Annotated in this window: 18 protein-coding genes and 3 pseudogenes; 10 read left to right on the forward strand and 11 right to left on the reverse strand. The window is 35.8% G+C overall.

Annotation, left to right across the window (positions count from 1 at the left end; translation table 11 throughout):
* Window positions 1-442: 442 nt before the first annotated feature.
* The 5 genes from folD to ACICP6_RS02080 all read right to left on the reverse strand — a co-directional run bounded on the left by folD (window position 443) and on the right by ACICP6_RS02080 (window position 4,718).
* The gene (folD, locus tag ACICP6_RS02060; RefSeq protein WP_395463416.1) at window positions 443-1,330 is read right to left on the reverse strand and encodes a bifunctional methylenetetrahydrofolate dehydrogenase/methenyltetrahydrofolate cyclohydrolase FolD; all 888 of its coding nucleotides are present in this window, start codon (window positions 1,328-1,330) and stop codon (window positions 443-445) included.
* Window positions 1,314-1,889, reverse strand: coding sequence for a UbiX family flavin prenyltransferase (locus ACICP6_RS02065; RefSeq protein ID WP_395463417.1), 576 nt, complete (start codon window positions 1,887-1,889; stop codon window positions 1,314-1,316). The genes folD and ACICP6_RS02065 overlap by 17 nt, the downstream gene beginning before the upstream one ends.
* Window positions 1,882-2,139: a DUF2312 domain-containing protein gene (locus ACICP6_RS02070; RefSeq protein ID WP_395463638.1), complete on the reverse strand. Its 258-nt coding sequence runs from the start codon at window positions 2,137-2,139 to the stop codon at window positions 1,882-1,884. Before ACICP6_RS02070 ends, ACICP6_RS02065 begins: the two co-directional genes overlap by 8 nt.
* A gap of 9 nt (window positions 2,140-2,148) precedes the next feature.
* Window positions 2,149-3,432: an HlyC/CorC family transporter gene (locus tag ACICP6_RS02075; RefSeq protein ID WP_395463418.1), complete on the reverse strand. Its 1,284-nt coding sequence runs from the start codon at window positions 3,430-3,432 to the stop codon at window positions 2,149-2,151.
* A 107-nt stretch (window positions 3,433-3,539) separates the two neighbouring features.
* Window positions 3,540-4,718 carry an aspartate aminotransferase family protein gene (locus tag ACICP6_RS02080; protein WP_395463419.1) on the reverse strand — a complete coding sequence of 393 codons (1,179 nt, stop codon included), beginning with the start codon at window positions 4,716-4,718 and terminating at the stop codon, window positions 3,540-3,542.
* A gap of 546 nt (window positions 4,719-5,264) precedes the next feature.
* Here ACICP6_RS02080 and ACICP6_RS02085 point away from each other — a divergent pair.
* Window positions 5,265-6,575, forward strand: coding sequence for a hypothetical protein (locus tag ACICP6_RS02085; protein WP_395463420.1), 1,311 nt, complete (start codon window positions 5,265-5,267; stop codon window positions 6,573-6,575).
* A 793-nt stretch (window positions 6,576-7,368) separates the two neighbouring features.
* Here ACICP6_RS02085 and ACICP6_RS06850 read toward each other — a convergent pair.
* Window positions 7,369-7,558 (reverse strand): annotated as a pseudogene (locus tag ACICP6_RS06850) (IS630 family transposase); the annotation flags it as partial.
* A gap of 57 nt (window positions 7,559-7,615) precedes the next feature.
* Between ACICP6_RS06850 and ACICP6_RS02090 the strand changes: the two are divergent.
* Window positions 7,616-8,442, forward strand: a protein-coding gene (locus tag ACICP6_RS02090) for an IS5 family transposase (protein WP_395462622.1) whose coding sequence is annotated in 2 segments (ribosomal slippage) — window positions 7,616-8,003 and window positions 8,003-8,442 — 828 coding nt in all. Because the reading frame shifts where the segments join, the coding sequence is not laid out codon by codon here.
* A gap of 38 nt (window positions 8,443-8,480) precedes the next feature.
* On the opposite strand, the pseudogene ACICP6_RS02095 reads toward ACICP6_RS02090, so the two are convergent.
* The 4 genes and pseudogenes from ACICP6_RS02095 to ACICP6_RS02110 form a co-directional block, all read right to left on the reverse strand.
* Window positions 8,481-8,860: pseudogene (locus ACICP6_RS02095) on the reverse strand (winged helix-turn-helix domain-containing protein); the annotation flags it as partial.
* A pseudogene (locus ACICP6_RS02100) lies at window positions 8,857-9,652 on the reverse strand (IS5 family transposase). The pseudogenes ACICP6_RS02095 and ACICP6_RS02100, both read right to left, overlap by 4 nt.
* A gap of 42 nt (window positions 9,653-9,694) precedes the next feature.
* Window positions 9,695-10,684, reverse strand: coding sequence for an ankyrin repeat domain-containing protein (locus ACICP6_RS02105; RefSeq protein ID WP_395463421.1), 990 nt, complete (start codon window positions 10,682-10,684; stop codon window positions 9,695-9,697).
* 694 nt (window positions 10,685-11,378) lie between these two features.
* Complete coding sequence (locus ACICP6_RS02110) at window positions 11,379-12,053, reverse strand: septal ring lytic transglycosylase RlpA family protein (protein ID WP_395463422.1); 675 nt, start codon at window positions 12,051-12,053, stop codon at window positions 11,379-11,381.
* A gap of 26 nt (window positions 12,054-12,079) precedes the next feature.
* On the opposite strand from ACICP6_RS02110, the gene ACICP6_RS02115 reads away from it, so the two are divergent.
* Genes ACICP6_RS02115 through cgtA form a run of 3 tightly spaced genes read left to right on the forward strand, consistent with a single transcriptional unit; the run spans window position 12,080 to window position 15,940 of the window.
* Window positions 12,080-13,651 (forward strand): UDP-N-acetylmuramate--L-alanine ligase, encoded by a 1,572-nt coding sequence (locus ACICP6_RS02115; protein ID WP_395463423.1) that lies wholly within the window; start codon window positions 12,080-12,082, stop codon window positions 13,649-13,651.
* A gap of 1 nt (window position 13,652) precedes the next feature.
* Window positions 13,653-14,930, forward strand: a complete 1,278-nt coding sequence (gene eno / locus ACICP6_RS02120; RefSeq protein WP_395463424.1) for a phosphopyruvate hydratase — start codon at window positions 13,653-13,655, stop codon at window positions 14,928-14,930.
* Complete coding sequence (gene cgtA, locus ACICP6_RS02125; protein ID WP_395463425.1) at window positions 14,918-15,940, forward strand: Obg family GTPase CgtA; 1,023 nt, start codon at window positions 14,918-14,920, stop codon at window positions 15,938-15,940. The genes eno and cgtA overlap by 13 nt, the downstream gene beginning before the upstream one ends.
* Before the next feature lie 327 nt (window positions 15,941-16,267).
* On the opposite strand, the gene mnmA is transcribed toward cgtA, so the two are convergent.
* Window positions 16,268-17,380 (reverse strand): tRNA 2-thiouridine(34) synthase MnmA, encoded by a 1,113-nt coding sequence (mnmA, locus tag ACICP6_RS02130; RefSeq protein ID WP_395463426.1) that lies wholly within the window; start codon window positions 17,378-17,380, stop codon window positions 16,268-16,270.
* A gap of 779 nt (window positions 17,381-18,159) precedes the next feature.
* Here mnmA and ACICP6_RS02135 point away from each other — a divergent pair.
* The 5 genes from ACICP6_RS02135 to ACICP6_RS02155 all read left to right on the forward strand — a co-directional run bounded on the left by ACICP6_RS02135 (window position 18,160) and on the right by ACICP6_RS02155 (window position 22,166).
* Entirely contained in the window at window positions 18,160-19,002 is an 843-nt protein-coding gene (locus tag ACICP6_RS02135) for a polysaccharide deacetylase family protein (protein ID WP_395463427.1), read from the forward strand.
* On the forward strand, window positions 18,977-20,554 hold the full coding sequence (locus ACICP6_RS02140; RefSeq protein WP_395463428.1) for a penicillin-binding transpeptidase domain-containing protein: 1,578 nt from the start codon (window positions 18,977-18,979) through the stop codon (window positions 20,552-20,554). The genes ACICP6_RS02135 and ACICP6_RS02140 overlap by 26 nt, the downstream gene beginning before the upstream one ends.
* Window positions 20,555-20,663: 109 nt before the next feature.
* Window positions 20,664-21,011: a hypothetical protein gene (locus tag ACICP6_RS02145; protein WP_395463429.1), complete on the forward strand. Its 348-nt coding sequence runs from the start codon at window positions 20,664-20,666 to the stop codon at window positions 21,009-21,011.
* Between the two features lie 56 nt (window positions 21,012-21,067).
* Window positions 21,068-22,000 (forward strand): hypothetical protein, encoded by a 933-nt coding sequence (locus ACICP6_RS02150; RefSeq protein WP_395463430.1) that lies wholly within the window; start codon window positions 21,068-21,070, stop codon window positions 21,998-22,000.
* A 1-nt stretch (window position 22,001) separates the two neighbouring features.
* The gene (locus ACICP6_RS02155) at window positions 22,002-22,166 is read left to right on the forward strand and encodes a hypothetical protein (RefSeq protein WP_395463431.1); all 165 of its coding nucleotides are present in this window, start codon (window positions 22,002-22,004) and stop codon (window positions 22,164-22,166) included.
* The last annotated feature ends 27 nt before the right edge of the window (window positions 22,167-22,193 follow it).

Here is a 22,193-nt window from a genome sequence, read left to right on the forward strand (position 1 = left end):
GTCATCCCAGTGCCCAGACACTGGGATCCAGTTTAGCTATAAAATTTAAGAAAATATTTAAGAAATTTACCAAGCGAAAAAAAGGCAAAAGAAGCCCCATGGTGCGAGTTTTGACCCTATAATACTTTAAACTGGCGCTGTAATAATGTGCTGACGCTTAGTATAAGCGCGATTTGGCTGAATGTAGAAAAAATTTAAAAGACATGCAGCCGCCATAATTTTATGTAATCCGCCAAAAAATACCCTGAGTTTTTTACTGAATTTTGTCATTGAGCCTGCAGGTCAAAAACAAGTTTTGAGTCAGAAATACCCTTAATGCCATGATAAGGGCGCTGGCGGAGTTTGTCAAGAAATTTCTTCCAACGCTATGCAAGAAGTCTAATATCTTTGCTATCTGGAGATGTGGTATATTCTATCTTCATATAGCTTTCCTCTTCATACCTCAACTAATGAAATCAAAAGCATCAACTCCCTTTTGTAGACAAGCAGCAACAACAGTGTTCATCATCAAAAATGCAATGGTCATTGGGCCAACGCCCCCGGGTACTGGCGTAATAGCTTTGGCTTTTTCTTTCACTCCATCAAAGTCAACGTCACCTATAAGCTTTGTTTGTCTTCCTATATTCATACTATTTATGCCAACGTCAACCACTATTGCACCTTTCTTTATCCAGTCTTTTTGAACAAAATTTGGCTTTCCGACTGCTGCAACTACTATATCCGCTTTAGAGCAATATTCAGCTAAATCTTTACTTTGTGAGTGCAAAATGGTAACAGTGCAATTTTCTTGCAACAATAGGTGAAACATTGGCTTACCCACGATGTTTGACCTGCCAATCACCACTGCGTTTTTACCTGAAAGATTATTTTCAACTAACTTAATTAAATGCAAAGAACCTTTAGGAGTGCAAGGTATAAGGCAATTTTTTTCACCTTTGACTAATCTGCCAACGTTTTCATCATGGAAGCCATCTACATCTTTTTCAATACTTACTGTATTAACTACTCTGCTTGCACTAATGTGATTTGGTAAAGGTAATTGGACCAAAATGCCATGCACAGATGGATCTTCATTTAATTCACTAATTTTTTCAATTAATTCATCTTCTGAAGTACTATCAGGCAAAACAATAGTCTCAGAACTTATGCCTATTGATTCTGCTTTTTTTTGTTTATTGCGGACATAAACCTGACTTGCTGGATTGCTGCCCACGAGAATTACTTTCAGGCACGGAAAAATGTTATGCTCTCTCTTTAAAACATCAATTTTTTGTGATAACTTCTCGCATAGGTCATTTGCTATTTTTTTGCCGTCAATAATAATTGTCACTTCCTTGCCACTCCTTGAAGTCGGGTAATTTGATATCAAATAAATCCAATACTTTGCCGATAGAATGATTAATAATGTCATCTAACGATTTCGGTTTAATATAGAAAGCAGGCATTGGGGGAGCAATAATTGCTCCCATCTCCGTTAGTTTTAACATATTTCGTAGATGTCCAAGATGCAGTGGTGACTCTCGCACCATAAGAACTAATTTTCTCCTTTCTTTTAGCGTTACATCCGCAGCTCTCGTTAATAGATTAGAGGTAACACCTGACGCGATTTCAGACATTGTCTTCATAGAACATGGAGCGATAATCATCCCTGAAGTTTTAAATGAGCCACTTGCTATCTTTTCTCCAATCTTTTCCTCAGAATAATAAAAATCTGCAAGTGATGTAACATCTTCAAGTTTTTCCGTAACTTCATAAGCTATAGTTGTTTTTCCAGCACGGCTTATTACTAAATGAGTTTCATAATCAGCATTTTTTAACGCTTCCAAAATACGCACACCGTAAATAGAACCAGATGCTCCACTTATTCCAATTACAATTCTGCTATTCACTTTCGCAACTCATTCCCAATGCACGTTTATAGGTATCAAGCAATATTTCTTGTTCTTCTCTGTCATCATCATCCATCTTTCTTAGCCTGATAATTTGTTTCATCACTTTCGTATCCCAACCTTCATCTGCGGCTTTGGCATATACATCACGAATGTGATCTTGCACATCCTTCTTTTCTTGTTCGAGTTTTTCGATTCTCTCTACGTAACTCTTTAACTCCTCAGCTGTTATTTTTATTGTATCTTCCATAAAACCCAATTAATTAATTGCTACAGTATTATCAGTTTTTACTTGCACTTCAATAACAGTAATAACATTTTTATCTTTTTTTAAAATCTTAAAGAGAAAACCATACATGAAAAACTCCTCGCCTTCATCAGGAATGCGCTCTATCTCATTCACAATCATACCTGCCAGAGTTGTAGCTTCTTCGTCAGGAAGATCCCAATGTAACTGTCTGTTAATATCCCTAATGGTGGATTTCCCCTCCACGCGATACACGTTATCAGATATTTTCTTTATGAAATTTTCTGTAATTACATCATGCTCATCAGAAATTTCTCCAACTATTTCTTCTAGTATATCCTCAAGGGTTACGATTCCTTGTAGTGCTCCATATTCATCAATAACAAATGCAAGATGTTTCCTGTTTTTACGGAAGTTGTGAAGTTGCACACTGAGCAGCGTGCTTTCTGGTATGAACCAAGGCTTTGACATCACTTGGGTAATGTCAACTTCTTCCGTTTTATTATTCTTTTCACGCAAGGCATTTATTAGATTTTTCACGTGAATTACACCAATAACGTCTTCTGGTTCTTTTTGCCATAAAGGAATTCTACTGTGACTGCTGGTTAAAATTTTCCTTATCAACTCCTCTTTATTTTGGTTTATATCAAGAGAAAACAAATTTTTCCTATGGGTCATAATTTGTGATATTTCTGTTTCAGCCAAATCAAGTATACTGTTTAGCATGTCTAGATCCTGTTGTAACATGGTTCCTTCACTGCGGTGAAGAGTAATCATATTACGCATTGCATCCGCTGCAGATATCACTTCCTTATTTTTATTCAGCCCACACAATTTTAAGATGAGATTGACAATAAATTGAATACCTAACGTTAATGGAGAAAAAATCTTTACAAAAAACAATAAAAAATAAGCAGAAAATGACGCAAATTTTTCAGGATTTTGGATAGCGTAAGTCTTTGGTAATACCTCGCAGAACAACAAAATACAAAACGTCATTATAATTGTTGAGAAAAAGATGCCTTCACTTCCAAAGAAGTTTATAAATATTGCTGTAAATAAAGCGGAACAAGTAATGTTAATAACCGTGTTGCCAAGCAATATTGTCCCTATCGTTAATTCTTTTCTATTTAACAAGCGATCTATTATCTTAGCTCTTTTGTTACCGTCTAGTTTTAGTTTATTAACTCGAGAACGGCTAATTGAAGTTAAACCTATTTCTGCTCCTGAAAACAAAAATGATAAAACCAACAAAACAAAAATTATTGATAATACTGAAACCAATAACCAATCCATCAAAGTACGATGTTATTGCAATAAAAAACAGGACTAATTTTATATGTTATAAGAAGCATTTGCAAGTTTGAAGTTTTGTATGGCTGAATTTTATATGTCTAAAATATTTATATACCATTAATCTTAAAAAATAAACTATAGAGTATATCACACGCTGCGTTCACATGTTTATCCTCAACTATAAGTGGAGGGGTTATTCTTATTACTCTATTACTTAAGACTTTAGTCATTATTAAACCTTTGTCAAGAGATTGGTCAACAATTTTATCAGCAAAAGGCACCTTAAGCTCTATTCCTATTAATAAACCCTCTCCACGAATTTCTGAGATTATCTCCGGAAATTCTTCAGCCAAAGGCAGCAGTTTTTCTTTTAGATATTTACTAATCTTCTTAACATGATCAAAAAAGCCTTCTTTTAGCATTATATCCAGTACTGCATTGCCAACAGTCATAGCAAGTGGATTACCGCCATAGGTTGATCCGTGAGTTCCTGGAGTAATTGCTTCCGCTATATAATCTCTTACTAAACATGCGGCTAGGGGAAACCCATTGCCCATAGCCTTTGCACAAGTTAATACGTCAGGTTCGATTTCTATATTTTGGTAATGAAATAAAGAACCGATACGTCCATATCCGCATTGCACTTCATCAAAGCATAAAATTATTCCTTGAGCTTTTGTTATTTCTCTTATTTTTTGAAGATATTCTACGTCCAGCGTATGCACTCCACCCTCGCTTTGTATAGGCTCTAAAAACACAGCGGCTGTTTCATTGCTGATTTTTTCCTCTAGCGCTTTGATGTTATTTTTTGGCACTTTATCAAAACCAGAAAGAAGTGGAGCAAAACCTTCGCGTGATTTTTCATTTCCTCCAGCAGAAATTGCAGCAATACTGCGGCCATGAAATCCTCCCTCGATTGTAATGATGCGATTACGCTTTTCTTGGCCTTGTGAATAAAAATAACGGCGAATAAATTTAATTGCGGCTTCTGTTGATTCAAGCCCGCTTGAGCAGAAAAAAACTTTGCCTGCAAAAGTAAGTGCTGTTAAACGTTCAGCAAGCTTTTCTTGCTCAGGAATAGTGAAAATATTAGAGCAGTGCCATAATGAACCCAATTGCTCTTTTAGCTTATCTGTAATGTATGGATGACAATGCCCCAAAGAGGTTGTAGAAATACCAGCAGCAAAATCTAAGTATTTTTTACCATCTTTATCAAAAAGATATACCTCTTTTCCTTTGACTATAGGAATTTTAAATCTATTATACGCATTAACGATATGATCCATTTTAAGTATTGTGATATTATTTATAATATTAATCAATAATTAATATTATAAATTAACTACATCTAAAGTATAGGCTGCAAAGGGGGTAAAGAAATGCGTTTTAACTTAGAACCAGGAGATGCTTTTTTTATGGTATAAGTAAGTCTGTTGCGGTCAAGATAAATGACAGAGAAACAATTAACTTACCTTCTACATCTTACGTTTTCACTGAGGTGAGTATGTTGACTCAGGTTATGATGATGATGGCTCGCTTATATCCTTATTATTACTATTTACATGGTCTGGAGATTAGTATGACTTATAAAGGAATTGAAGAATTGGAACAAAGAATTAAAGATTTAGAAAAGATCGTATGAAAAGAACATTAGCAAATAATGAGCAGCTGGGAAATTCCGTTAATACTGAAGAAATAATAACATACAATAAGCAGCCGAGTAGTGTTATGGACACGGTAACTCTTACTAACCACAGTGCCATTAATCAGATGGCTGTTGGTGGCTATTTAAGATAACAAAAACTGTTAAAGTAAATTTGGGTAAGAATAGTATGGGAAAATATACATTTAAAATAGATAATAAAGATCCGCTCTATAAAAAGCTGATTAAACTGCCTACTACATATTACAAATTACAGAATAATGGTGATGGATATACTATCTATTCACACAACAGTGGTACGAGTAAAGTAAAAAATTCCCGCGATGTAAAATTAAAGTGGGAAAACGAAAAAATAGCTTTAAAGGTCAAAGAAAAAGATGGAGATGAAAAGGACTATGTTATAGAGCAAGAAGCTATTATGGACGAAAACAGGGATGATACTATAAACAAGCTTCAAACACAGGGAATAAATACTGGGATTAAAAAGTTTGAAAGTATTCCAGAAGATAGTAAAAATTATTGTATCGCACTTTATCATCCTGGCTCTAGACAAATGACTGGAGTACTAAACTTCATCAATTTTGATGATGAAAATGACCCAGTACTCAAAAAGATCAAAGAGGATCCCAAAAACGAAACAAAAGAACTTTATTTTACAATAGAAGATGACAACATCTATATATCAGACAAAGATGGAACCTGTCTTAAAGTGTGTCCAGATGGCAGTTGCTATCAGTATCAATACAAACAAAATACATGTGATGTGTTGACAATAAGTGATGTATCAACAGTAATAGATAGCTTAAAGCAGAAATTTACTTTGCAAAAAGGAGAAAAATTATCGGATGATATCTATGAAGCAAATATTGTTTTGAATGATAAGCCCATAGCTACTTTACCAAAAATAGGCTACTACATGCTCAATGATCAATTGGTCATGCGTAACCATGTTACAGGAGAGGAGGTAAGTATCCCAAAGGATTTCCATTGTTTAAAAGTTGTTAAGTTTAGTGATGATTATAAACTGACTTTTTGTAATGTACTTGGTAATGAGTTCTTTGAACATAAAAAATACGATCCACAGTATTCAAACATTTCAGATGAATATAAATTCATAAGTTTAAATTGTGCAAAAAAAGAATACAATCCGAATCTTTGGGAGTTATTTAGCCATCGGCCATCGTTTTTTATAGCAGAGGAATCTGTTGAACCGGGCTCTCTAGATCACTATTCAGTTGCCGTCTTCGAATTAACAAATAGCAAAAAAGGTAGGAAAATGGCTACATTAATTGATGAATTTGGTTGTTTCAATGAAAATGGTCAGTTTAAGTATTGCGATTACCACGAAGGAACGGAATATGGCATTTATAATCTTTCTAGCATAGAAAAAGTACATACAACAACAGGTGCAAATAGCGAGTTCTATCTTGCAGGCAATGACAATATAATTCTTCACACCATCCCTCAAGAGTTATTTTAACCATACACTAAGCCAAGAGAGAATAGACCTCTTGCATAACCTAAAAAAAGGCAAAAGAAGCCCTGTGGTATTTATATTTACTTTAAAATACCGGCGTTTTTTATTCTATAGCTAACCCAAGAAAGGTTTCCCTACGTCATACCGCCGCGGCGCTAACAAGTAGCGGAATATCAGCAGTCCTACGTCATACCGCCGCGGTATCTAGAGATACCGCTAACAAGCAGCGGTTGTCGCTTAGCTATAAAATTTAAGAAAATATTTAAGAAATTTACCAAGTAAAAAAAGGCAAAAGAAGCCCCGTGGTGCGAGTTTTGACTCTCTATTACTGTAAGTGGCGCTGTAATAATGTGCTAACGCTTAATATAAGCGCGATTTGGCTGAATGTAGAAAAAATTTAAAAGACATGCAGCCGCCATAATTTTATGTAATCCGCCAAAAAATACCCTGAGTTTTTTACTGAATTTTGTCATTGAGCCTGCAGGTCAAAAACAAGTTTTGAGTCAGAAATACCCTTAACACCATGATAAGGGGGCTGGCGGAGTTTGTCAAGAAATTTCTTCCAACGCGCTGCCAAAAGTTTGTTATGCAAGAAGTCTATTGAGATTTGGTATTAGTTGAAAGAATAGGAAATCACCATAAAACATCTAAATCCTTAATAGGTAAGACTACGCCATTTGCTGGTAAATAATGATGTGTTGGTTTTACTAGTCTGTACTCTACTTTACCTTCTATAGAAGTCTTAAGTTCCATGTCTTCCACACAAAGAAATCCATACTTATACCAATTCTCATTACTAGTGAATCAAATAAGCAGCATTACAGAGTTTTTTAATTGCGGAGTGAGAAAGAGAGGCAATAAATTTACACAAAGCGCTCTCAAGCAGAGCAATTGTATCGTAGATTTTATTGCGCAAAATGTTCTGTTTTATATATAACCAAAACCTCTCAACAGTCAGGTGAGTATGGAGGTAGGTATATAATAGACTTCTTTCAAAATTGGCAAACAAGGGAAAAGAAGTATAAAATCAGATATTTTAAGGTATGAGATATAAAGAAATAGAAAAGTTGGAAGGAAAGAAATTTAGGCGCTTAACAGGGGAAAAAAAGGGAACATTTAAGCGAATGGTGGAAATTTTGGATGAGGAGGATAAAAGAAAAAAAGCTAGAAGTGGAAGAAAAAGCAAACTTTGCGTAGAAGATAGGTTGCTTATGGCATTAGAATATATGAGGGAATATCGAACGTATTTCCACATTGGTCAAAGTTATGGCATGAGTGAAAGTAACTGTTTCAAAATAATAAGATGGGTAGAAGACACGCTAATAAAACATCCAGATTTTTCATTACCGGGAAAAAAAGAGCTATTAAAGGGTAATGTAGAATATGAAGTTTTGGTAATAGATGGAACTGAAACACCAGTAGAGAGGCCAAAAAAAAGCAAAAATGCTTCTACTCTGGAAAGAAAAAAAGGCATACTATAAAAACGCAAGTAGTAGCAGAGAAGAAGAGTAAAAAAGTAATATGTACATCTTTCTCGAAAGGTAGGAAACACGATTTTCGGATATTTAGGGAATCAAAGGTAGCAATATTGCCGGAAACTAAAATCTTAGCTGATGCCGGCTACAGAGGAATGCAAAAAATACATAAAAATGTTGTATTACCTCACAGGAAAACGAAAAAGAATCCGTTAAGCAAAGAACAAAAAAAAGAGAACAGAACACTTATGAGCCAAAGGGCAATTGTTGAAAACGTAATTGGCTTATTAAAAAGGTTTAAAATCATTTCCGATAGATATAGAAACCGACGAAAACGTTTTGGTTTAAGATTTAATTTGATTGCTGCTATCCACAATTTTGAGCTCCTTACGTGAATTTTGAAAGAAGTCTAATGTCGATATTTTTAGGTACCTTTAAATTTTTTCCAACTAGCGCAATCCATGATAAGAAAAGTCTCTCTTGTTCCTAAATATTGCGACATCTGCTCAAGGAATACAATCAGTATTGACGTTTGAGCTAGAACTCTCTCCATTTCTAGTGCACTATAGAGATAAAAATTTTGCCTACCTAATTTTACTTTAACCTGTGTCCTAATGCCTTTTTTCGTGTCCAATCTTTGAATGTGTGCCAAACCGCGATTCATCGAAGAAAAATAGCTCTTTTTCAGGATAGATGGCAATAGTTTCATTGAGATTTTTTTTTAAACTCTTCTTGTTTACTTTTATCTTGCGCATTATGCACTGGTCTTGGTGTGATATACGAGAACTTCATTAGACTTCTTTCAAAATTCACTTAGGAAGCTCAAAATTGTAAATTCCAGCAATTAAATTGAACCTTAAACCAAAACGTTTACGTCTATTTCAATAACGATCTGCAATAATTTTAAACCTTTTGAGTAAACCAATCACATTTTCAACCACCACTCTTTGGCTCGCAAGCTCCTGATTTTCTTCCTTTTTTTCTTTCGTTATTGGATTCTTTTTCGTTTTTCTGTGCGGCAATGCAACATTTGCATGAATTTTTTGCATCCCTCTGTAACCTGCATCGGCTAGGATCTGCTAATATCCGCACCTTTGACTCCTTAAAAAGCATGTCTTCTACCGTTCGAAAAAGATGTGCAAATAATTTTTTTACTTTCTTTTCCCGTTATTAACTACGTTTTTAGAGTGTGTTTTTTCCTGAATAAAAGTGTTTTTGCTTTTTTTTGGACGTTCGATTGGTGTTTCCGTGGCATCAATCACCAAAACTTCATACTCCATCTCACTTTTTAAGAGCTCTTTTCGCCCTGGCAATGCAGAATCTGGATGTTTTACCAACGTACCTTCAATCCACCTTATTATTTTATAAGTTGTACTTTCCATAACTTTGGCTTATATGAAAATATGTTCGGTATTCTCTCATATATTCTAATGCCATAAGTAACCTATCTTCTATACAAAGCTTGCTTTTACGCCCACTCTTTGCTTTTTTTCGTCTATCTTCTTCATCTAAAATTTCCACCATCTTATTGAAAGTTATCTGCTTTATCCCTGTTAAGCGCCTAAATTTCTCTCCCTCCAGTTTCTCTATTTGTTCATATCTCATACATTTTAAATATACGATTTTATACTAATTCTTTGTCTTTTATCAATTTTGAAAGAAGTCTAATAACATTTTCACAATTTTTGTATGGCCTCTTTTAACCGCTAAGTGCAGAGGAGTTCTGTTACATTTAGTGACAGCATTAACGTCTACCTTAAGCTTCAATAAGAGCTTAACTGCTTTAGTGTCACCATTATAGCTAGCTTTATGTAACCGGGTATTGCCATTAAAATCTTGCTCATTTGCTTCTATTCCCTTTGAAACAAGAAATGTTATCATTTTCTTATTATTATGCTCAATAGCGCAATCCAATGAATCAAAACCTTGGTTATTTTTTGTACAAATGAACTCTTTAAATTTAATTTTATCGTTACTTGCTTGCTGTTTTTTTGCAATAAGTTTAACTATTTGCATTTTATTGTTATACGCTGCTAGGAAAAGCGTAGTATTATTTTCTGCCTCTTTTGCTTCTATGTTTGCACCTTTTTTTATCAGATATTCTATAATTTCTGCTCTACTGTCATAATGTGTAGTGCATTGACGAATGGTTAAAAACAAAGGAGTGCGGAAATTATTATCTTCACATTCAAGATTTGCTCCGCTATCAATTAAAGTTTGGACGCTTTTTTTAGAGCCGTATAGTGAAGCTATGTGAAGAGGAGTATAGCCTTCTTGGGCATCCTTTTCATCAATTTTTGCACCTTTTACTATCAAAAAATCTATTAATTCTGTATCATCTTGTAACGCAGCAAGGTGCAGTGGAGTAAATCCATTTTTATCCTTGGAATTAATTGTCAGTTGATTAATAAGAAGTTTAGCGATTTTCTTGTGTCCATGCATAATGGCGTAATGCAGAGGATTTCTATTTTCGTTGTCTATAACATTAAAATCTGCTTCATGCTCTAGCAATGATTTTACTCCAACTACATCGCCTTTTTTTGTAAACTTATGCAAAAGAGTAATTCCACTTGCATCCTTTGAGTTAATATCAAATCCACTTTCTACTAATTGGTTTATATCTTCCTCACGTACCATACCACTTAAATCTCTAATCGAACCCTTTTTGCATCAATAATACTCCTACTTGATTAAGTTTGAGTGAATCTATGAGAAATGGCTGGGATACTATGCGTGAACATAGGCCTCCAAGAAGCAAGTGGCGTCCAAGCCATAAAAACTGGGCTAAAAATCACTTGACAAACTCCGCCAGCCCTCTTATCATGATACTGAAGGTATTCAGTTATCTTCATCTGTGCAGATTAAACGAAGGAGTATAACGTAGTTGGCGTCTTATTTTTAATTTTTTGCACTATGTGCACCGTATGTCTTCACAACATTTTTAGGTTTTTAAGCTGAAACGCGCTTATAAAGCGTTTAAGACAGTATAGTACGCCAATTTGCAGGATTAGAGAGTAAGTACTATCTAACACGGGATTTCTTTTGCCTTTTTTCTGCTTAGTAAATTTCTTAGCATTTAAGCTAAGGGTCTGTTGCAGTTTAAAAGTCGCTAAATTGCAGCGTTTAAGACTTAAAAAACGCCAATACAGAAAATAGACAGTGACTAGGGTTTCTTTTGCCTTTTTTTAGCTTAGTTAAAAATTTAACCAACTTTCATTATGAGATTTTTTGCATTACCTCCTGTCATCCAAACTGCCGAAAGTTACTCAAAAGATAATTATACAAGAAATCTACTATAAATTGCTTGAACGGAGGCTAGAGTTTTTGGTTTTTACTTATAACTCACTTTCACACAATATTGATCGTTCTTAAAAAGCAATCTAACGTTTTTCATTCCTTGATTACGAAGCTTCGATGCAGCTAATTTAGCAGCCTGAGCATTTTTAAAAAATGCAATGTATCCTTTACTTTCTACACTGTTTTGTCTTGGGTGACGTTTCCGCATTTCTTTTTCATACTGCTTTCTATAATGAGGGGTTTTTTGTACTAATCGTTCTGACATTTTCCTTAAATATTGAACTTTTACTTTTGCAAGCCCAGATTTATGCAATCCTAAAACTTTTGCTGCCTTTTCTGATAAGTCTATTATTCTACCTTCAATAAATGGCCCTCTATCGTTAACCCTTATAACAAGCTTTCTTCCATTTTCTAAGTTAGTGACAAGAACAAAGCAGGGCAGAGGCAAAGTCTTATGTGCTGCAGAGATTAAGTGACGGTTAAACACTTCACCGTTTGCTGTAAGTGTGCCATGATCTTCTATTCCATACCACGACGCTATTCCTATCTCTTCATGATGTTTACAGTTTTTTGGATGATAAGTTACACCATTTATTGTGTAACTATTACCAATTTTATAATGACCTGCAGTATCATTACATCTGTTGTTAAAATTGCAACTACTCGTCAAAACAAATGTTAGGCACAGAAAGGCTAGATTTTTTATCATTGTGTTCAGTGAAAGGGTTCGATACCATGAGGATTTTAAATTATACTATAATAAATTTAGTAATGAGTAAACGTCTACTGCTAAATATGAACAGTACTCAAAAAGGAATAATACATATAATTGGTATAGGTGGAATTGGAATGAGCGCTATTGCTGAAATTCTTCACAATTCCAATTACAAAGTTCAAGGCAGTGATGCACAGTCAAACGACAATGTAGATAGGTTACAAAAGCTGGGTATAGAGGTTTATATTGGTCACAATGCCACTAACATTAAGCAAGCTCAAACAGTTGTACATTCTTCTGCAATAAAATCTGATAATGTGGAGTTAGTTGCAGCAAGAAGTAACAATAAAATCGTTTTTCATAGATCAGACATACTTGCCGAAATTATGAAAGATAAATATGTGATAGCAGTTTCGGGTTCAAGTGGAAAGACAACAACAACGGCAATGATTGCTTCCATTTTTGATCATTCTAGTAGACCTCTTTCTGTCATCCCAACACACTCTCCTGTCATCCAAGTAGCTGACACTGGGATCCAGAAAAAAAATTTAGATTCCAGCGTCACGCACTGGAATGACACCAACGTGGGAATTAATGCAACTGTAATTGTGGGAGGGATATTAAACTCCTATCAGAGTAATTCAAAACTTGGAAAGAGTGACATTTTTTTAATCGAAGCTGATGAGTCTGATGGAACCGTGCTAAAAATTCCTGCAAATATTGCTGTTATAACGAGTATTAACAACGACCACATAGACCATTACGGCACATTTGACGATATTAAAAATGCGTTTTCTCAGTTTACAAGCAAAGCAGATTTTGCAGTTTTGCCTGATTCTGTAAGCATTAGTTGCAATGAAAGCGATTCTATAACATTTGGATTTGAGAGTGGTAATACTAGAGCCAGCAACATTAAGCAGCATACTGACAGTTTAGAATTTGACGTGTTGATTGACGATAGTTGTATGGTTCAAAATAACTGGATCCCAGAGTCCAGCCCTTTAAAAAACATAGTACTATCAAACGCAGTCGGAATTCACAAAGTAAGTAACGCCCTGGCTGCAATATCGGTTGCAATAAAACTCGGAATTAGCGATGCGGACATTAAAAAAGGCCTTTTGGAATTTAAAGGAGTAGCAAGAAGATTTTCTTTAATTGCCGATATTAAGGGTGTTAAGTTAATTGAGGATTATGCTCATCATCCAAGCGAAATACAGGCAACTTTGACAGCAGCGCGTTCAATTACTAAAGAAAAAGTGATAGGAATTATCGAGCCACTTCGTTTTGCTCGCGTTCGTAATTTTTTTGATGAATTCGTACGGGTTTTTATGATGTTTGACTATGTGATCCTTACTCCTGTTCATCCCCCGAAAGACAAGCTTATTCCTGGTTGTGGGATTGATGATATACAAGAAGCTTTAATCAGTAACGGGTTTAATAACGTAAAAATTATGAATGATGCTTTACTCATTTCACATTTTATTAGTGATTCGACAAATTCAGGCGATGTAGTATTATTTATTGGTGCTGGTAGTAATATAGCTAAACTGGCAAAAGAAACTGCAGCACTTATGGCAGAAGTTGAGGTTTAACATGATGAAAAAGATAATCAACAATGTGTTGGCAAGAGAAATTTTAGATAGCAGGGGTTACCCCACTGTTGAGGTGGAAATTGAACTCTGTGATGGAGCAATAGGTAGAGCGTCTGTACCTTCTGGAGCTTCAACCGGTAAACTAGAAGCCTTAGAGTTGAAGGATCAAGACGAAAAAAGGTATTGTGGTAAGGGAGTGCTGAAAGCTATTCAAGCTGTAAATGGAATAATAGCAGATGAAATCATTGGCATGGATGCAACAAACCAAGGTGCAATTGATAAAGCGCTAATCGAATTGGATGGAACAAAGAACAAATCCAAACTTGGAGCAAATGCAACTTTAGGTGTGTCTCTTGCAATTGTAAAAGCAGCAGCAAATAGTTTTAAAATGCCGTTGTATAGATATTTAGGGGGAGAGCAGGCAAGTGTTATGCCGGTTCCACTCATTAACATAATTAATGGTGGAGTTCATGCAGACAATAAACTAGATTTTCAAGAATTTATGATTCTTCCTGTTGGAGCTGAAGCTTTCGGTGAAGCAGTTAGAATGTCTGTAGAGGTATTTCATAACTTGCGCAGCATTCTTAAGAAAAAAGGTTATAGCACAAATGTAGGAGACGAAGGTGGTTTTGCACCAAATATTAAAAATACAACAGAAGCGCTTGATTTGATCATACACGCTATAGAATCTGCCGGTTATTCAATGCAAAATCACTTTGCACTAGGCCTTGACGTTGCTTCATCTACTTTTTATGAAAATAAAATTTACAAATTTGAAAATAAAGAGCTTACTTCAGAGGAATTGATCGAATACTATTGTGACCTTGTGGAAAAATATCCAATAATTTCTATAGAAGATGCAATGAGTGAAGATGATTATGAAGGCTGGAAATTACTTACTGCAAAATTGGAAAGTAAAGTTCAATTGGTTGGGGACGATTTGTTCGTTACAAACTGTGAGCTAATACGTAAAGGAATAGAGGAAAAAATGGCAAATGCTGTATTGATCAAGCCAAATCAGATAGGGACTTTAACAGAAACGTTTAATGCAATTGAAATGGCAAAATCAAATGGCTATAAAGCTGTCATTTCTCACCGCTCAGGTGAAACAGAAGACACAACAATATCCCATATAGCGGTTGCATCAAACTGTGGACAAATAAAGACTGGCTCGCTATCGCGTTCTGATAGGCTTGCGAAGTATAACGAGCTAATGAGAATACAAAGCACATTGGGAGAAAATGCTAAATATTATCGTGGGTTAGCATGGATTTTATAGACGAAGTTAAATTATATTTAAAAGCTGGTGATGGTGGTGATGGTTGTGCAAGTTTTCGTCGAGAAAAATTCGTTGAATTTGGTGGTCCAAACGGTGGTAATGGGGGCAGGGGAGGAGACATAATTTTCATCAGTGATGCAAATCTCAACACTTTGCTTAATTTCCGTTATAGAAGACACATTAAAGCAGAGAGTGGAAAAAGTGGTGCAAGCAGAGATAGATCTGGCACAGCAGGAAAAGACGTTGTACTTAAAGTTCCAGTTGGTACACAAATAATTGAGGAAGAAAGTGAGGAAGTGATAGTAGATCTTGATAAACCCGACATGGAATTTCAAGTAGTGCAAGGTGGAAAAGGTGGGCTTGGGAATACCAATTTTAAATCTGCCACCAATAGGGCACCAAGACATTTTACCCATGGTCAGCCTGGCGAGGAAAGAAACATAATATTGAAACTAAAAGTTTTATCTGATGTTGGCATTATTGGTATGCCAAATGCAGGTAAATCTAAATTTTTAACCCGCTGCTCAAACTCTGATACGAAAGTAGGCGATTATGCATTTACTACTATAAGACCACATTTAGGTGTGGCAAAAGTAGATGATAGTGAAGTTGTGATAGCAGATATTCCTGGAATAATCACTGATGCTCACCTTGGAGTTGGGCTCGGACATAAATTTTTAAAGCACATAGAAAGGTGTAAAATTTTACTGCATTTAATTGATGTAACTCACGATGATGTTATTTCAGCTTATGATTGTATACACAATGAGCTAGAGCTTTACAATAGTGATCTTGTTAAAAAAGAAGAAGTTGTAGTGTTAAACAAATGCGACTTGTTGAAGGAAGCTGAAATTCTTGAGAAAAAGAATCACCTGGCCGATTATCTTAATAAGGAAGTGCTATGCTTATCAATCGATGATGATTTACAACCCGTCCTGAGATTATTAAGTGAGAAATTGAAAAAAAGTAACTCTAAGGAAATTGATGTATATGATCCTTTTAAGATGTGAATTTTTTATTTAATTGCTGTACAAGAATGATAGCGTGTGACCAAGTTTTGTAAACTAGGGTGGCCAAGCCTACAACTGTACGAACGTTCCACAAAAAAGTAGAATAGACCTCTTGCATAACTTGATTTCTGAAGGCAATTTTGTCGTCAAAGCTTGTCTGCGCTCCTCAAATACATTCGAGTATTCTGTGGTGCACTTTTCCTAAAAATTTCTCATCACAAACAGGTTCTGCAAGAGGTCTAATGAGAGGAATAGACTACTTACTCCATATTTGACTGGTATGGAAATATGTGCAGCAAATATTCTAATATCATAAAAACCTTTCGGTTAAGAGCATATCCACCCACCGCCGATAACTTGCTCATCTTTATATGCTACGCAGGCTTGACCGGGACTGATGCCAAAGTAATCGTCGTTTAAAATGACACAAGCTTTGTTTTTCTCTTCAGTTGAATGTATTGTTGCTGAACTTCCTGCATGTGATGATCTGAGTTTCACAGTCACTTCCATACCTTCCTTTGGTTGCTCTAACCAATTTAACTCTTTGACCAGTATTTTTTTTTGCATTAACGCGTTGATCGGACCTACTATAACCTCATTATTCTCTGTATTAATTTTTGTCACATAAAGAGGCTCACTGTGTGCGATACCCAAGCCTTTTCTTTGCCCCACTGTGAAATTTACTATGCCATTATGCTCTCCCAGCACTTTTCCATTTATGTCCACAATTTTGCCTTTCTGTACAGATTGTGGAGCTAATTTAGCTATTGTTTTGCTGTAGCTTTCGGAAACGAAGCATATATCTTGACTGTCCGGCTTTTCAGAAATTTGTAAGCTGAAATATTTTGCTAATTTTCTTATATCACTTTTATAGAACCCACCGAGTGGAAATCTCAAAAGCTTCAACTGCTCCTTTGTTGTGGCAAACAGAAAATAACTTTGATCTTTACTTTTATCTATGCTTCTGCACAACTTTACCTTGCCATTTTTTTCTAATCGTCTCACGTAATGTCCTGTTACTAGCACATCTGCACCGAGATTTTTCGTAACTTGCAACAAATCACGAAACTTTACTGTTTGGTTACATTTTACGCATGGTATAGGAGTTTCTCCACGCATATAGGTGTCTGCAAAATCCTCTATTACTTCCTTTTTGAATATTTCTTCGTAGTTTAAGATATAATGAGAAAAACCAGTACTTTCAGCTACGCGCTTGGCATCATAAATGTCCTGTCCAGCACAGCATGCACCTTTTCTCGCATTAGCATTACCATCACTTCCATATAGCTGAAGAGTCACACCAATCACTTGATATCCGAGGTGATGTAGCAGCACTGCAGCAACAGAACTATCAACTCCGCCGGACATTGCAACCACAGCCTTGGTTTGGTGTAGAGCCTTATCTTTCAACAAAGGTTCAATTTCAAATTCTTTCAGCACGCTTATCCAAATTCATTAAATATAGCTAAGATCTTCCTACGTCAAACGCCGCAGCGCTAATAAATAGCGGAATGACGAGTGCAGGTAAACCTAAATTCTTTAGCTATAGATATTGTACAGAACAATAGACCTCTTGCATAACAAACTTTTGGCAGCGCGTTGGAAGAAATTTCTTGACAAACTCCGCCAGTCCTCTTATCATGGAAGTGAAGCTATTTATTTATCTTCGCAATCTGTGCAGGTTAATGACAAAAAACTTAGGGTATTTGGCGTCTCATGTTTAATTTTTCGCACTACGTGCACCGCATGTCTTTATAAAATTTCTAGGTTTTTACCTATATAAGCTGAAACGCGCTTACAAAGCGTTTAAGACATCAAAAAACGTCAAATTGACAAGGGAGAATTTGAATACTAGCTACCCTGGGTATCTTTTGCCTTTTTTCCTGTATAGTAAATTTTTTAAAACACTTGCGGTGTAGGTTAGCTGCAAATTAAAAGTGGCTAAATCGCTCTTAATCAAGCGTTTTAGAATAAAAAGAACGCCGATATTTTAGTACATGGTAAATAGCCAACCACCACGGGGCTTCTTTTGCCTTTTTTTAGGTTATGCAAGAAGTCTAGTGTGACTTTGAACGCCGAGATTACGTTAATAAAGCAACATGTATGTTTTTGAAAAAAGTGTTATGAGAAAATATATTTGCTCACCCAAATAAGGTTTTTCTATGTATAAACTAAATTTCAGTGCCATGCTACTTGGATGACAAAAGAGGGAAATTGAAATGACAGTTAGGGGTATTGGAATGACAGGGCTGAAAAGAGGGCTAATAACAACTTTTTTCTTACTATATTCAAGTACAGCTTTTTGTGGTGATTGTAATTTTAATTTACCATATTGTGGGCTTAGTTGTAACATAGATCTATCATATAAAAATTTAAGTAATATAAAAAAATTGTTAAGTAACGGTGATAAATTTGTTGCGCTTACATTTGATGATGGCCCATCTAACAATAGAGTAGACGATATTATTAATGTTCTGGAAAACTATAAAGCAAAAGCGACATTTTTTCTTCTTGGTGAACGTATAAATAAGAAAACGTCTGAGGTAATAAAGAAGATCCATAAGGTAGGTCATGAGTTAGGCAATCACTCCTGGTCACATAGAAAGTTGACATCGCTTTCAAGCGAGGAACAGTTGCAAGAACTGGAAAAAACAAATATAGCAATTAAAGATGCAACAGAACAAGATGTAAAATGGTTTCGTCCGCCGTATGGATGCCATGATGATAATCTGATTGAAAATACTAATCGATTGAATATGTATTCAATATTATGGACAGTTGATTCTCTGGACTGGCAAGGCGATAAACCAGAGATCTTAGTTGAAAGAGTTGTGAGCAACATACATAATGGAGCAATTGTATTGTTCCATGATCACGACAACAAATTAAATACAGTTGAGGCTTTACCTCAGATTATTAAAATACTAGAAAAATCAGGTTACGAGTTTATTACCTTAAGTGAGTGGGAGGAAAGGGTCTGTAAAGCCAGAAGTGTAGCAATAGAAGAAGGGAGAAAAGTGCATTTGAAGGAATTCTATGTGGACAAAAAACAAAGTCTTTAACCGTAGAGCATTTATATTAGGCGGTGTTCAGCTTACCATTTCCGCCATTTTTAGTTATAGGGTATATAATTTACAAATACGAAACAGACAAAAATACGAAGCGCTATCTAATAACAATAGGGTGCGGGTCACCACTATTATGCCTCAGCGAGGCAAAATTTTAGATAGGAATAGCATTGAACTTGCGGTAAACAAAATTTCGTATGTTGTTTTATTTGATGGGCAAAAAGTTTCTGGTGAGGAAGTTGATTTGCAAACAGTATCAGAAATTGAATCTAATATAGCAAGATCGTCAGAAGCAAAAATAACCGCTCTTTATAAACGTTACTACCCGTTTGGTTCAATGTGTTCTCATATATTGGGGTATACAAAAAAACAGCAAGGTGTAAATGAAGCAGGAATCAGCGGCATTGAATATACATATGATCATATGTTAAAAGGCAAGCCAGGAAAATCTGAGCAGGAAATAAATTCTAAAAAACGCATCATAAGAGAATTATCAAGCATACCACAGCAAGACGGACAAGATGTGCAGCTAACAATTGATATTAATCTGCAAGAGAAAATTGCAGAGGTATTTAAAGACCAAAAAGGTTCCATAACGGTAATTGATGTAAATAACGGAGAAATTTTAGCACTATATAATTCGCCTTCTTATGATAATAATCTTTTTGCTAACAGACTATCAAATGAAACTTGGGAAAGCTTGAATACTCCTTCATTGCCACTCGTGAATCGCGCACTATCATATCAAATTTCACCTGGTTCGATATTTAAGGTAATAGTTGCACTTGCAGGTTTAAAAGATGGAATAATCACGCCAGAAGAAAAATTTTTGTGTAGGGGCCATATGAGAATAGGCGAGCGAAAATTTCGCTGCTGGAAAAGCGAAGGTCATGGATATGTATCTTTAAATGAAGCAATAGCTTCCTCATGCAACGCGTACTTTTATAACGTAGGAAAAGAAATAAGTGTGGACTCTCTGGTAGAAATGGCTAGAAAATTTGGTATTGGAAGTGGGCCACTGCTTGGAACGTTTAAAGAAGAGGCTTCAGGATTATTGCCCGATAGAGATTGGCGCGCACGGAAGCTACATTCAGAATGGCACTTAGGTGACACTATCAACTTAGTGATAGGACAAGGGTATATACTTACAACACCATTACAGCTTGCAGTTCTTTCAGCAAGGCTTGCAACAGGAAAAGAGGTGATTCCCTGCATCGAAGTGAGCAAAACAATACAAGACTTTCCTGATATTGATGTGGATCATCTTAGCATAATTCAAAGAGCTATGTTTGATGTAGTGAATTCCAGAATTGGTACTGCATCAACTTATAAAAAAGGGTTTAACTTTTCTAGCGGCATACAAATTGCTGGCAAAACTGGTACACCAGAGACAAACTCTAAGGGTAAAAGTCATAAATTATTTATCGCTTATGGTTCTTACTATAGCCCGCGCTATGCAATCTCTGTATTTATAGAACACGGCAAAGCCCCACGTCAAGATTTCCTTATGGCTAATGAAATACTTCAATACATGCTTGAAAGATAAATGTTATGTGGCCATTGCTATTATCTTATACAAGTTAAGCTTGTCTATATTGACATAAATTATTAATTGAGTTATTATTAAATTAGTTTTAATTAGTAAGGTAAAAGCAATGCGTACATCCATGTTGCTAAAAGGTAATTTGAGCAATCAGGAGCTTAAAACTAAGTGGACTACACTTAAACCTTTAATTATTATTTTATCATTATCTGTATTGAGTTTCATAGCTGGTCAATATCTTCCTTATGTTATTACAGGTTCTGGTGCGATTGCAGCAGTTCCTTTAACAATTTTTGCTGCTTCTACGGTTGTTGCATTGGCTTCAGTGATATATCTTGTTAAACTGACTATTTCTATAGCTAATGATAAGAAAAAAGTAGGTCTTAGTAGAGAGGAATCCGGCCAGCGAACTGCATCTCAAGAATCACAAATCTTGTGTGTGAAAATTGTACTAATCTAAAAAGTGAACCAATTGGTGTTAAGCAAGATAGTGGATCACAGACGGAAGTGGGAGGTTTGAAACATGTTGATACTAATCTGAAAGATGAACCAAACAAGCCTGCTTTTCTGCAACATTCGCCTCCACCAACATTTGGTACGGTAACTTTCCAAAACAATGCACCACCACCTCCATTGTCACAAAGTGCTGCTCCACCACCTCCTCCGCCACCTCCTCCTACAGCTTCCAAGCGTACGGAGCAATCCGAGAATAATGCTATGAATGAAAAATCGAATGAGGCTGGTGGTCCTGTATATTACCCTAAGAATAATGCTTTGCTTGCAGATATAATAAAAGCTGATGGCAAACCGCTTAGACAAGGCGATGGAAAAGCTTCTGGGGAGAAGAAAGAGGAACTAAACAATGATAAAGGTAGGTTATCAGGAGGTCTTATGGATGATTTGAAGGAAACACTTCAGAATCGAAGGAGAGGAATTGCTGGAGGGCAAAAGAACAACGCGCAACAGAACAACGTGCAACAGTCGAACAAGCTGGGAGGAGCGTTTAATAAAGTATCAGATATGATCTTACCACCACGAAGACGTAGTAATAGTGTGTCAAGTAGTAGCAATGGAGAGTCTGATCATGAAGATAGTAACGAATGGGTAGATCAAACACCTTCAAACCACCAACCAGACAACGAAGAAGGGACAAGCACTACTGACAGTGGTAATGTATATGATGGGAAGATAAGCCAAGAAACTAGCGTGCAAGCATCTTTAGGCTCCCAATCACTCCAAAGAAATGAAAGTCTTGACAGTGGCTGTGTATCCGGCAATGGGAATTGTAGTGCATCTGATACAGAAGAAGAAAAAACACTAACAAGAACTTCATCAAATTCTCAATCAGACAGTAAAAAAAGAAGTGGAAGTTTTGACAGTGGTCATGGATCTGATTCTGAATCCACATCTTCGTCACATTCTACGTCAAAGGCAGGGGGAGCCTATTGATTTGCAAACAAACTCTGAAGCTTCTCCTGCAACAAAACTTGAGAAGATTCGTAACAAGTTTGGTCAGAAAGCAAGTAGAGATGATAAGAAATGGGCAGCAGGACATTACAGCAAGTTGCCGAACATTAAGGGAAGTACCACACACTTCCCTTCTTATTCAAAATAAGTTTACCTATAAGCCTGATTGTATTAA

The organism is Wolbachia endosymbiont of Cantharis cryptica (assembly GCF_964277405.1).
GTDB lineage: Bacteria > Pseudomonadota > Alphaproteobacteria > Rickettsiales > Anaplasmataceae > Wolbachia.